Annotated in this window: 12 protein-coding genes; 9 read left to right on the top strand and 3 right to left on the bottom strand. The window is 74.4% G+C overall.

The window, feature by feature from the left end; genetic code table 11:
* Window positions 1-130: 130 nt before the first annotated feature.
* The 7 genes from DER29_RS23680 (at window position 131) to glmM (ending at window position 5521) form a co-directional block, all read left to right on the top strand.
* Window positions 131-826 carry a class I SAM-dependent methyltransferase gene (locus tag DER29_RS23680; RefSeq protein WP_121399855.1) on the top strand — a complete coding sequence of 232 codons (696 nt, stop codon included), beginning with the start codon at window positions 131-133 and terminating at the stop codon, window positions 824-826.
* 51 nt (window positions 827-877) lie between these two features.
* Window positions 878-1135 (top strand): DUF6364 family protein, encoded by a 258-nt coding sequence (locus DER29_RS23675; RefSeq protein ID WP_121399854.1) that lies wholly within the window; start codon window positions 878-880, stop codon window positions 1133-1135.
* A complete protein-coding gene (locus DER29_RS23670) occupies window positions 1125-1418 on the top strand; it encodes a type II toxin-antitoxin system PemK/MazF family toxin (RefSeq protein WP_121399853.1) in 294 nt (97 codons plus the stop codon). Before DER29_RS23675 ends, DER29_RS23670 begins: the two co-directional genes overlap by 11 nt.
* Window positions 1419-1543: 125 nt before the next feature.
* Entirely contained in the window at window positions 1544-2932 is a 1389-nt protein-coding gene (locus DER29_RS23665) for an MFS transporter (RefSeq protein WP_370040464.1), read from the top strand.
* Window positions 2933-3123: 191 nt separating this feature from the next.
* Entirely contained in the window at window positions 3124-3567 is a 444-nt protein-coding gene (gene rplM / locus DER29_RS23660) for a 50S ribosomal protein L13 (RefSeq protein ID WP_121399851.1), read from the top strand.
* Window positions 3568-3587: 20 nt separating this feature from the next.
* On the top strand, window positions 3588-4055 hold the full coding sequence (gene rpsI / locus DER29_RS23655; protein ID WP_121399850.1) for a 30S ribosomal protein S9: 468 nt from the start codon (window positions 3588-3590) through the stop codon (window positions 4053-4055).
* Between the two features lie 110 nt (window positions 4056-4165).
* On the top strand, window positions 4166-5521 hold the full coding sequence (gene glmM / locus DER29_RS23650) for a phosphoglucosamine mutase (RefSeq protein ID WP_121399849.1): 1356 nt from the start codon (window positions 4166-4168) through the stop codon (window positions 5519-5521).
* Window positions 5522-5622: 101 nt separating this feature from the next.
* On the opposite strand, the gene DER29_RS23645 is transcribed toward glmM, so the two are convergent.
* On the bottom strand, window positions 5623-6813 hold the full coding sequence (locus DER29_RS23645; RefSeq protein WP_121399848.1) for a pyridoxal phosphate-dependent aminotransferase: 1191 nt from the start codon (window positions 6811-6813) through the stop codon (window positions 5623-5625).
* A gap of 204 nt (window positions 6814-7017) precedes the next feature.
* Here DER29_RS23645 and glmS point away from each other — a divergent pair, with 204 nt between their 5' ends.
* Window positions 7018-8931 (top strand): glutamine--fructose-6-phosphate transaminase (isomerizing), encoded by a 1914-nt coding sequence (gene glmS / locus DER29_RS23640; protein WP_088998405.1) that lies wholly within the window; start codon window positions 7018-7020, stop codon window positions 8929-8931.
* Between the two features lie 65 nt (window positions 8932-8996).
* On the opposite strand, the gene DER29_RS23635 is transcribed toward glmS, so the two are convergent.
* Both DER29_RS23635 and DER29_RS23630 read right to left on the bottom strand, forming a co-directional pair.
* Window positions 8997-10841: an alpha/beta hydrolase gene (locus DER29_RS23635; protein WP_121399847.1), complete on the bottom strand. Its 1845-nt coding sequence runs from the start codon at window positions 10839-10841 to the stop codon at window positions 8997-8999.
* The gene (locus DER29_RS23630; RefSeq protein ID WP_121399846.1) at window positions 10838-11134 is read right to left on the bottom strand and encodes a type VII secretion target; all 297 of its coding nucleotides are present in this window, start codon (window positions 11132-11134) and stop codon (window positions 10838-10840) included. Before DER29_RS23630 ends, DER29_RS23635 begins: the two co-directional genes overlap by 4 nt.
* A 174-nt stretch (window positions 11135-11308) precedes the next feature.
* Here DER29_RS23630 and DER29_RS23625 point away from each other — a divergent pair, with 174 nt between their 5' ends.
* Window positions 11309-11677 (top strand): holo-ACP synthase, encoded by a 369-nt coding sequence (locus DER29_RS23625; protein ID WP_121399845.1) that lies wholly within the window; start codon window positions 11309-11311, stop codon window positions 11675-11677.
* The last annotated feature ends 25 nt before the right edge of the window (window positions 11678-11702 follow it).

The following is an 11702-nucleotide window of genomic DNA, read 5'->3' as shown; positions in this document are numbered from 1 at the left end:
GGGGGGCGATTTCCGGTCCGGGTCCCGTTTGTTTCGGTCCTGTCAAGAGCCGCTCACACCGCACGGCGGCGGCGGGCCGGCTCGCAGCGTCTACAATTCGGGAAAGAAATCCTACATTTCGGGAGGCGCGATGGACGTCGCCGAGGTCTTCGACGCGGTGGCCGGCAGCTACGACGAGGCCCGCCGGCGCCTGGTGCCCTGCTTCGACGCCTTCTACGGCACCGCCGTCGAGGTGGCCGCGCCGCCGCTGCGGGCCGCGCTCGCCGCGGGGCGTACCCCCGAGGTGCTGGACCTGGGCGCGGGCACCGGGCTGCTGTCGCTGCTGCTCGCCGCGGCGGTGCCGGGGGTCCGGCTGACCCTGGTCGACGCCGCGCCGGCCATGCTCGCCGTCGCCGCCGACCACCTGCGCACCCGCGGGGTCGCCCACCGGACGGTCCTGGCCGACCTCGCCGGCCCGCTGCCCTCCGGCCGCTACGACGCGGTCGTCAGCGCGCTGGCCGTGCACCACCTCGACGACGCCGGCAAGCGCGAGCTCTACCGGCGGGTGCCGGCGGCGCTGGCGCCCGGGGGCGTCTTCGTCAACGCCGAGCAGGTCGCCGGCCCCACCCCCGCGCTCGACCGGCGGTACCACCAGGTGTGGCTGGCACGGATCGCCGCGCTGGGTTCCGACGCCGACGAGATCGCCGCCGCCGAGGGCCGGATGGCGTACGACCGGCCGGCACCGGTCGCCGAGCAGTGCCGCTGGCTGGCCGAGGCCGGGCTGGTCGACGTCGACTGCTTCTTCAAGCAGTGGCGGTTTGCCGTGTTCGGCGGCCGACGCGAATAGTCGGGGCCGACGGGATGACTGGCGGTCATACCGCTGGGTAGTCTCCACGGCATGACTGCCAAGGTGACCCTGTCGTTCTCGGACGAGACGATCGAGGAGGCCCGGCGGTTCGCCAAGCGCGAGGGGCTCTCCCTGTCGGCGTGGATGGACCAGGCGGCCCGGGAGAAGGCGCTGCGCGAGGTGTTCACCGCGCACGCCGCCGCCGTCGGCCGGGCCAAGCTCGACCTCGAAGCCGCCGCCCTCGCCGACGCCCGCGAGGTGGGCATGGTCGACGACGTGCTCTTCGGCGGGCGCCCGCGTGCTGCGTAGGGGCGAGGTCTGGCGCATCGACGGCGCCCGGGAACGGCTCGGACTGGTGATCAGCTCCGACGTCTACAACTCCACCGACGTGCCGATCGTGATCGTGGCCGAGGTGGTCGAGGAGGCGCTGCTGCGCGACTCGCCCCTGGCGGTGCCGATGGGCGCGTACGTGGTGATGCCCGACCGGATCTCCTCGCCGATGAAGAAGTGGTTCACCGAGTGCGTGGACGTCGCCGACACCGCAACCATGCTCCGGGTCGGCCGGGCGCTGCGCATCCTCCAGGAACTCTGACATCTCACCGGCGGCATCCGCCCGCGGTGCGGTCTCCGTTTCCGGCCCGACCCGCGACGGGCACCGTCGGGTAACCCCCGGTTCCTAGCGTTCCTCCAGGTCGCACCCGACGAGGAGGAGTCGCCGTGAGCACACTGGCCCCCACCACACCTATGGCCGAGGCCGCCCCGCCGGCCGCCGCCGGCCGGCGGCACCGCATCGACGACTGGCGGCCCGAGGACCCCGAGTTCTGGCGTACGACGGGGGCGCCGGTCGCCCGCCGCAACCTCTGGGTCTCGATCTTCGCCGAGCACGTGGGCTTCTCCGTGTGGAGCCTCTGGTCGGTGATGGTGCTCTTCCTCGGCCCCGAGTACGGCATCGACCCGGCGGGGAAGTTCCTGCTCACCGCCGTGCCGGCCGCCCTCGGGGCGGCGCTGCGGCTGCCCTACACGCTGGCCGTGGCCCGCTTCGGCGGGCGGACCTGGACGATCGTCAGCGCGCTGCTGCTGCTCGTTCCGGCCGTGCCGATGACGGTGCTGCTGGAGCCCGGCGTCTCCTACCCGACCCTGATGGTGCTGGCCTGCCTGACCGGCGTCGGCGGGGGCAACTTCGCCTCCTCGATGGCGAACATCAACCTCTTCTACCCGTCTCGGCTCAAGGGCCGGGCGCTCGGGCTCAACGCCGGCGGCGGCAACCTCGGCGTGCCGGCGGTGCAACTGGTCGGCCTGGCGGTGCTGGCGACCGCGGGCGCCGCGTACCCCCGGCTGGTGCCGGCGGTCTACCTGCCGCTGATCGTGCTGGCCGCGTTCGCCGCGGCGCGCGGGCTGGACAACATCCCCGGGGCGCGCAACGAGCCCGGCGCGCTGCGCGAGGCGGCCCGCGACCCGCACACCTGGATCATGTCGCTGCTCTACATCGGCACCTTCGGCTCGTTCATCGGCTTCGGCTTCGCCTTCGGCCAAGTGCTCCAGCTCCAGTTCGCCGAGCGCTTCCCGACCCCGGTCGACGCCGCCTGGCTCACCTTCCTCGGCCCGCTGGTCGGCTCGCTGATCCGGCCGGTCGGCGGGCACCTCGCCGACCGCCTCGGCGGGGCCCGGGTGACCTTCTGGAACTTCGTCGCCATGGCGGCCGGCGCCTCGTTGGTGCTGTACGCCGCCCGCGAGCGGTCGTTCGGGCTCTACCTGCTCGGCTTCCTGTCGCTCTTCGTCTTCTCCGGGCTCGGCAACGGCTCGACGTACAAGATGATCCCGGCGATCTTCCGGGCCCGGGCGGCGGCCGAGGTGGACGCCGGTCGGCGGGAGGCGGCCGCGGCGCAGCGCTGGGCCGGGCGGATGACCGGCTCGCTGATCGGCATCGCCGGGGCGGTCGGGGCCTCCGGCGGGGTGCTGGTGAACATCGCGTTCCGGCAGTCGTTCCTGACCGGGGGCAGCGCGGACGCGGCGTACGTCGCCTTCATCGTCGCGTACGCGGTCTGTTTCGGGGTGACCTGGCTGGTCTACCTGCGCCAGGGCCCGCGCCGGCTGACCGGGGTGTGACCACCGCCATGTATCCTCGGGAGCCAGGCGGGGGCGGTACCCCGTTTTGACCTGCCGACGGGGCGGCGGGTATCGTTGCCTGCTGTTGTACGACATCCAGAGGCGTGCCGCCTGAGGTACGCTTGGTCGTTCGTGCGCGCCCGGTAACCTCGGCGCGCGACCCCAGACCGACGACGAGACAAGGTATACCTGTGCGTACGTACAGCCCGAAGCCGGGTGAGATCGAGCGTCAGTGGCACGTCATCGACGCCTCTGATGTCGTGCTGGGCCGCCTGGCCACCCACGCCGCCACGCTGCTGCGCGGCAAGCACAAGCCGACTTTCGCGCCGCACGTCGACACGGGCGACTTCGTCGTCATCGTGAACGCGGGCAAGGTCGCGCTGACCGGCAACAAGCGCCAGACCAAGGTCGCCTACCGCCACTCCGGCTACCCGGGTGGTCTGAAGCAGGTCGGCTACGACGAGCTGCTGACCAAGCGTCCCGAGCGGGCCATCGAGCTGGCCGTCAAGGGCATGCTCCCGCACAACAAGCTCGGCCGTCAGCTCATCAAGAAGCTGAAGGTCTACGCCGGTGCCGAGCACCCGCACGGCGCGCAGCAGCCGGTGCCGTTCGAGATCAAGCAGATCGCGCAGTGAGCGCGGGCGAAGGAAACAGCATGACCGACATCACCGAGACCGAGGTTGCCCCCGAGGAGGCCACCGAGGCGCCGGCGCCCGTCGCCCGCGCGCCGCGTGGTGACCGCCCGATCCAGACCGTGGGTCGGCGCAAGGAGGCCATCGTCCGGGTGCGCATCGTCCCCGGCAGCGGCAAGATCACGTGCAACGGCCGTGACCTCGAGGCCTACTTCCCGAGCAAGGTGCACCAGCAGCTGATCAAGGACCCGCTGGTCACCGCCGAGAAGCCGGAGGCCTTCGACGTCATCGCCAACCTGCGTGGCGGCGGCACCACCGGTCAGGCCGGCGCGCTCCGGCTGGCCATCGCCCGGGCCCTGATCGTCAGCGAGCCGGACGACCGTCCGGCGCTGAAGAAGGCCGGCTTCCTCACCCGGGACGCCCGGGTCAAGGAAAGCAAGAAGTACGGCCTCAAGAAGGCCCGCAAGGCTCCCCAGTACTCGAAGCGCTGATCAACAGCTGCACGTTGTACTTCTGACGGACGGCCGGGTTCACCTCCCCTCGACGGGAGGTGGCCCGGCCGTTCGCCTTTCCTGGACCGTTTCATCGGAGGTTGGCGGGTATGGGCCGGTTGTTCGGCACGGACGGCGTACGCGGGCGGGCGAACGCGGATCTCACGCCTGAGTTGGCGCTGGCGGTGGCGGTCGCCGCCGCGCACACGCTCGCCGAGTCGGACCGGAGCCATCCCCCGTTGGCCGTGGTCGGGCGCGACACCCGGGCCAGCGGCGAGATGCTGGAGGCCGCCGTGGTCGCCGGGCTCACCAGCGCCGGCGCCAACGTGGTCCGGGTGGGCGTGCTGCCCACCCCGGCCGTGGCGTTCCTCACCGCCGAGGCCAAGGCCGACCTCGGCGTGATGCTCTCCGCCTCGCACAACCCGATGCCCGACAACGGGATCAAGCTCTTCGCCGCCGGCGGGCACAAGCTGCCGGACGAGATCGAGATGCGGATCGAGGCGGCCGTCGAGGCGAACGCCACCACCGCCTGGAAGCGGCCGGTTGGCGCCGGCGTCGGCCGGGTGCACGACCTGCTCGACGGCGCCGACCACTACGTGCAGCACCTGATCGGCACCCTGCCGCACCGCCTCGACGGCCTCAAGGTCGTGGTCGACTGCGCCAACGGCGCGGCGGCCGAGGTGGCGCCGGTGGTGTACCGGGAGGCGGGGGCCGAGGTCGTCGCCATCTACGCCGAGCCCGACGGCCTCAACATCAACGACGAGTGCGGCTCCAACCACCTCGAGGCCCTGCGGGCCGCGGTGGTCGAGCACGGCGCGCACCTGGGTATCGCGCACGACGGCGACGCCGACCGCTGCGTCGCGGTGACCGCCGACGGCGACGAGGTCGACGGCGACCAGGTGATGGCGATCCTCGCGCTCGCCATGCGGGAGGCCGGCACGCTCACCGACGACACCCTGGTCGCCACCGTGATGAGCAACCTCGGCCTGCGGCTGGCCATGTCCGCGCAGGGCATCCGCCTCCTCGAGACCAAGGTCGGCGACCGGTACGTGCTGGAGGAGCTGCGCGCGTCCGGCCTCGCACTGGGCGGCGAGCAGAGCGGGCACATCGTCATGCCCGCGTACGCCACCACCGGCGACGGCGTGCTGACGGGGCTGCACCTGATGTCCCGGCTGGCCGCCACCGGGAAGTCCCTCGCGGAGCTGGCCACCGTGGTGACCAAGTTGCCGCAGGTGCTGATCAACGTTCCCGTCGGCGACCGTACGGTCGGCGCGGCCGCGCCCGCCGTCCGGGCCGAGGTCGAGCGGGCCGAGGCGGAGCTGGGCGAGACGGGCCGGGTGCTGCTGCGCCCGTCCGGCACCGAGCCCCTGGTCCGGGTCATGGTCGAGGCCGCCACCGAGCACACCGCCCGCGAGACGGCCGAGCGCATCGCCGAGCAGGTCCGCACCGCCAGCCCGACCGCCTGACCTCCCCGTCGGCCCGGGTCCGCCACCGGCGGGGCCGGGCCGACGTCCTTCCCGCCCGGCCCGACCCGGGCGGCCGGCTGACGGTCAGGCGTACGCGTCGGTCAGGGCGCGGACAGCCGGCGCAGCCGGGTGACCGCCTCGGTCAGCACCTCGGGGCGCTTGCAGAAGGCGAAGCGGATCAGGTGTCGACCGGCCTCGGGGTCGTCGTAGAAGACCTGCGTCGGCACGGCGACCACCCCGCACCGCTCGGGCAGGGAGCGGCAGAACTCCACCCCGTCCCGCCCGCCCAGCGCGCTGACGTCGGCGGTGACGAAGTACGTGCCCTCCGGCGGGAGCACCTCGAACCCGGCGTCGGTGAGCCCGCCGACGAGCTGGTCCCGGCGGGCCCGCATACCGTCGCGGAAGTCGGTGAAGTAGTCGTCCGGCAGGGCCAGCGCCACCGCGACCGCCGGCTGGAGCGGCGCGGCGTTGACGAAGGTGAGGAACTGCTTCACCCGCAGCACCGCCGAGACCAGCGTCGCCGGCCCGCTCACCCAGCCGACCTTCCAGCCCGTGCAGGAGAATGTCTTGCCGGCCGACGAGATGCGCAACGTCCGCTCGCGCATGCCGGGCAGCGTGGCCAGCGGGACGTGCGGGGTGGACGCGTCGGTGAAGACCAGGTGTTCGTACACCTCGTCGGTCACCGCGTACGCGTCGTGCTCCCGGCACAGCTCGGCGACCAGAGCCAACTCGTCGGAGGTGAACACCTTGCCGGTCGGGTTGTGCGGCGAGTTCAGCAGCACCAGTCGGGTACGCGGGCCGAACGCGGCGCGCAGGGCGGCGGGGTCGAAGGCGTACCGGCCGTCGTCGGCGGGGCGCAGCGTGACCGGGCGCCGGACCGCGCCGGCCAGCGCGATCGAGGCGGCGTACGAGTCGTAGTACGGCTCGAAGCAGACCACCTCGTCGCCCGGCTCGCAGAGCCCGAGGATCGCCGCCGCGATCGCCTCGGTGGCGCCCGCCGTCACCACGATCTCGCCGTCGGGGTCGTACTCCAGCCCCCAGAACCGGCGCTGGTGCGCGGCCACCGCCGCGCGCAGCGCCGGGACGCCCGGACCCGGTGGGTACTGGTTCTGCCCGGTGCGCAGCGCCTCCGCGGCGGCGGCGAGCATCTCCGGCGGCCCGTCGGTGTCGGGGAAGCCCTGACCGAGGTTGACCGCGCCGGTGCGCACGGCGAGAGCGGACATCTCGGCGAAGACGGTCGTCCCGAACGGACGCATCCGGGCCACCAGCGGATCCACGTCGGCGGTCGTCACGCCCGCCAGCCTACGGACTCCCGGCGCGGCTTCAACCCCTGCCGAGGGCGGCCCCGACCTCGCGGAACCGTCGTCGGCGGCGCCGTCGCCCGGCGGAGCTATGTCACGGAGAGTGCCGCTTCCCCTCCGATCGCTCAAGTTGGGTGATCGTTTACCCGGCTTTCGCGCACGCGCGATGAGTGGAACTAGGTTAGGCTGCGGGACATGTGTGGAATCGTTGGTTACGCCGGCGCGCGCCCGGCGCTCGGCATCGTGCTCGACGGACTGCGGCGGCTGGAATACCGCGGCTACGACTCGGCCGGCGTCGCCATCGTCTGCGACGGCGCGCTGCTGACCGAGAAGAAGGCCGGCAAGCTGGCCAACCTGGAGAAGGTGCTCTCCGAGCGGGCCGCCGAGGACCCCACGTCCTGCGCGGCCAGCCCCATCGGCATCGGGGACGGCACCACCGGCATCGGGCACACCCGCTGGGCCACCCACGGCGGTCCGACCGACCGCAACGCCCACCCGCACCTGGCCCCCGACGGCCGCGTCGCCGTGATCCACAACGGCATCATCGAGAACTTCGCGAAGCTGCGCGCCGAGCTGGAGGCCGACGGCGTCCAGTTCACCAGCGACACCGACACCGAGTGCGCGGCGCACCTGCTCTCCGCCGCGCTGGCCGACCTGCGCGCCGCCGGGCACCCCGACGGGCCGCAGCTTCTCGCCGCCGGCATGCGGGTGGTCTGCCAGCGGCTGGAGGGCGCGTTCACACTGCTCGCCGTCGACGCCGCGGTGCCCGGCGCGGTGGTCGGCGCCCGGCGCAACTCGCCGTTGGTCGTCGGGCGGGGCGACGGGGAGAATTACCTCGCCAGCGACGTGGCCGCGTTCATCGAGCACACCCGCGAGGCGGTGGAGCTGGGCCAGGACCAGATCGTCCTGATCACCGGCGACACCATCGAGATCACCGACTTCGCCGGCCAGCCCGCCAGCGGCAAGGACTTCCACATCGACTGGGACTCCTCCGCCGCCGAGAAGGGCGGCTACGACTGGTTCATGCTCAAGGAGATCGAGGAGCAGCCGCAGGCCATCGCCGACACGCTGCTCGGCCGGCTCACCGACTCCGGCGAGATCATGCTCGACGAGGTGCGCCTCAGCGACCAGGACCTGCGCGACGTCGACAAGATCTTCATCGTGGCCTGCGGCACCGCGTACCACTCGGGTCTGGTCGCCAAGTACGCCATCGAGCACTGGACCCGGATCCCGTGCGAGGTGGAGCTGGCCAGCGAGTTCCGCTACCGCGACCCGGTCCTCGACCGGTCCACGCTGATCGTGGTGATCTCGCAGTCCGGCGAGACGATGGACACCCTGATGGCGCTGCGGCACGCCAAGGAGCAGAAGGCCCGCGTCCTGGCCATCTGCAACACCAACGGCTCCACCATCCCCCGGGAGTCCGACGCGGTCCTCTACACCCACGGCGGGCCGGAGATCGCCGTCGCCTCCACCAAGGCGTTCCTCACCCAGCTCGTCGCCTGCTACCTGATCGGCCTGCACCTGGCCCAGGTGCGCGGCATCAAGTTCGCCGACGAGGTGGCCGCCGTGGTCGCCCAGCTCCAGGAGATGCCGGGCAAGCTGCGCGAGCTGCTGGAGCGCATCGAGCCCGTCCGCGAGCTGGCCCGCGACCTGAAGGCCGAGCCGACGGTGCTCTTCATCGGCCGGCACGTGGGCTACCCGGTGGCCCTGGAGGGCGCGCTCAAGCTCAAGGAGCTGGCGTACATGCACGCCGAGGGCTTCGCCGCCGGCGAGCTGAAGCACGGCCCGATCGCGCTGATCGACAAGGGCACGCCGGTGATCTGCATCGTGCCGTCCCCGGTCGGCCGGGGCATGCTGCACGACAAGGTGGTCTCCAACATCCAGGAGGTGCGGGCGCGCGGCGCCCGGACCATCGTGATCGCGGAGGAGGGCGACGAGGCGGTCGTCCGCTACGCCGACCACCTGATCTACGTGCCGCGCACGCCGACGCTGCTCGCGCCGCTGGTCACCACCGTGCCGTTGCAGGTCATGGCGGCCGAGATCGCCGCCGCCCGGGGGCACGACGTGGACCAGCCCCGCAACCTGGCGAAGTCGGTCACGGTCGAGTAGTCGTACGGCCCCACGACGGGCCCCGTCCACCCGCGTCGGTGGACGGGGCCCGTCGCGTCGCGGGGTCAGCGGCCGAGCACCACCCGGGCCATCCCGTCGAGGGCCGGGTTGTCGGGCGCCCAGTAGCCCGTGTGACCGTGCCGGCCGCTGGGGAACGTACGCCCGCCGAAGCCCGGGTGGGACGGGTCCTGCCCGAACCACAGCTCCCGCTCCGGCGCGCCGAGCAGCGCCCCGATCGCCGGGCCGACCGGCGACGCGCCCAGCAGGGACCGGCGGGCCAGCTCGTCCGGCGGCCGGGCCCACCGGATCACGTCGTCCGGCGCGGTGCTCGCCCAGACCTGCCCGGCCGGCACGCCCAGCTCGCCCGCGTGCGCGACCCCCACCCCGGGCGAGCCGACGAAGACCAGCGCGTCGGCGGCCAGCCCGTGATCGCGGGCGGCCGTGCCGACCACCAGCGAGCCGTAGCTGTGCCCGAGCACGGTCTGCCGGCCCGGGGGCCCGTCGTGGGTCTCCCGCAGCCCGTCCTGGAACCGGTGCAGCGCCGGACCGGCGTCGCGGGCCTGCCCCGGCCACGCCGCCTCGTGCAGGAAGTCGGGGGCGTCGTAGTCCAGCCAGAGCACCGCGGCGGCCTCCTCCTCGGGGGCGAGGGCGGCGCAGCGGGACAGCACCCGGGCCGCCCGACCCAGCTCGCCGGGCACGTCGTGCAGGCCGGCGGTCATCCCCGGCACGTAGGTCAGCACCCGGGCCGACCGGTCGGGGTTGCCCAGCGCCACCACCGCCCGCCCCTCGCCGGCCGTGCCCAGCCCCAGCAGGTACGCCCGGGGCTGCTCGTCGCCGGCCAGGCGGGCGGCCAGCGCGTCCAGCCCGGCCAGGGACTTCCCGATCCGCAACAGCCCGGCCAGCTCGACCGGCCCGCGCGGCACCCGCTCCAGCAGCCGTCGCCGCGCGGCCAGCAGTTCCTCCCGCCGTGCCCCGAGCAGCAGCCGGTTGGCCTGGTCGCGGGCGGCCACCGGCACCCCGTCGAGGCGGCCGAGGAGCCCCGGCTCGTGCGCGACGAGCCACCGGCGCTGCGCGGGGGTGAGCCCGGCCCACCAGGCCCGCACCGCGGCCGGTTCGGCGCCGGGCGCCGGGCGACCGGGCGGTGGCGCGTCCGCCCACGTCGCGCGGGCGGCGGTGGCCAGCGCGTCCAGCCGGCCCGCGGCCTCCCGGTCGGCCGCACCGGCCAGCTCCAGCGCCGCCCGGATCGCCGCGCCCACCTCGGCCGCGTCCGCCTCGCCCGCGCCGGACCCGGCCGTGCCGGACCTGGATGCGCCGGGTGCCCCGGCCCCGGACGGGGCGGCTCCGGGTGCGTGGACCACGGGTGCGCCAGCTCCGGACGTGCCCGTCCCGGACGTGCCCGCCCCGGAGCGGACGGTCGCCGGCGCGCGGGCGGGGCCGGCGGTGACCCGGCCCTGCCGGTCGACCAGCAGCCCGACCGCGTCCGCGCGGGCAACCGCGGCGGCGAGCCGGGCCCTGGCGGCGGCCAACCGGCCGGCGAACTCGGCCAGCACCTGGTCGGCCTCGATCAGGGCGGGGGCGGCGGAGGTCAGCTCGGTGCGCAGGGCCGCGAGCCGGGCGTCGGCGGCGACGGCCGCCCCGCCCGACCAGCCGGAACGCAGCGCCGCCGCGCCGGCGACCAGCCCGTCGGCCCGCCGCGCCACCGGTCCGGTCAGCCCTCGCCAGGCCACCCCGGCGGCCCGCCACGCCTCGGGATCGGCCGCCCACAGCTGCCGGTAGCCGACATCCGCCGCACGGTCGGCGGGGTGCGCCGGGCGTGTCGGAGGTGTCCGGCCCGCCGGGCCGGTGACCGGACGTGCCGCGTGCCCGGCCGGGGCCGACCGACCCGCCGCCGGGGGTGCCGGCGCGGTCACCGGGACAGCGCGGTGAGCCGGCCGGCCGCCCGGTCGTCCACCGCCTCGTACGCCTCGGCGGCGCGACGGACCGCCCCGGCCGTGTGGGCCACCCGGGCGCCGAGCCCGCCGAACCAGGCGTGCACGGCCGACTCCAGCCCGGCCAATGCCGCCCCGGCCGACCACTCCGGGGCCGGCACCACCAGCCCGGACGCCCCGGCCAGCCCGTGCGCCAGCCGGTACGCGTCGTCGTCGAGCCCGCGCGCGGCCCGGCGCAGCGCGTCCGGTCGTACGGTCAACGGCTCCTCGGTCATCCCGGCCCCCCGCCTCGCGAGAACATCGACGGGCGCGACGCTAGGCGCCGTCCACACCCCCGCGCGTGGCCTGTGGACGACGGCCCGCCCGGCGTACGGCCGGTCGTCCACAGGCGTTGCCCCGCGCGGAAGCGGCGGCTAATGTGCGGCCGCCCGCGCCGGTAGGGTGAGCGGGTGATCGTCGCTGTCGGCATCGACGTCGTCCTCGTCGAGCGGTTCGCCAAGGCCCTGGCACGGACACCGCTGCTCGCCGACCGGCTCTTCACGGAGGCCGAGCGCTGCACCCGCTCCGGCAACCCGCGCTCGCCCGAGTCGCTGGCCGCCCGCTTCGCGGCCAAGGAGGCGGTCGCCAAGGCGCTCGGCGCCCCGGCCGGGCTGAGCTGGCACGACTGCGAGATCGTGGCGGACCCGGACGGCCGGCCCTGGCTGACCGTCTCCGGCACGGTCGCGGCGGCGGCCACCGAGCGCGGGGTCAACCGCTGGCATCTCTCGTTGTCCCACGACGGCGGGATCGCCTCGGCCATGGTGGTCGCGGAACGGTGATCGGGGGTGTGCCGGGTCGCGGCGC

The sequence above is a fragment of the Micromonospora sp. M71_S20 genome, from assembly GCF_003664255.1.
Classification (GTDB): Bacteria; Actinomycetota; Actinomycetes; order Mycobacteriales; family Micromonosporaceae; genus Micromonospora.
The sequence above is the reverse complement of the archived record's forward strand: the minus strand, read 5'-3'. Positions and strand labels throughout refer to the sequence as shown.

Excerpts from the sequence above, each read along its gene's own strand:
- DER29_RS23630 (WP_121399846.1), bottom strand. The coding sequence starts at position 11,134 with ATGACCGAGGAGCCGTTGACCGTACGACCGGACGCGCTGCGCCGGGCC.
- glmM (WP_121399849.1), top strand. The coding sequence starts at position 4,166 with ATGGGCCGGTTGTTCGGCACGGACGGCGTACGCGGGCGGGCGAACGCG.
- DER29_RS23675 (WP_121399854.1), top strand. The coding sequence starts at position 878 with ATGACTGCCAAGGTGACCCTGTCGTTCTCGGACGAGACGATCGAGGAG.
- DER29_RS23680 (WP_121399855.1), top strand. The coding sequence starts at position 131 with ATGGACGTCGCCGAGGTCTTCGACGCGGTGGCCGGCAGCTACGACGAG.
- rpsI (WP_121399850.1), top strand. The coding sequence starts at position 3,588 with ATGACCGACATCACCGAGACCGAGGTTGCCCCCGAGGAGGCCACCGAG.
- glmS (WP_088998405.1), top strand. The coding sequence starts at position 7,018 with ATGTGTGGAATCGTTGGTTACGCCGGCGCGCGCCCGGCGCTCGGCATC.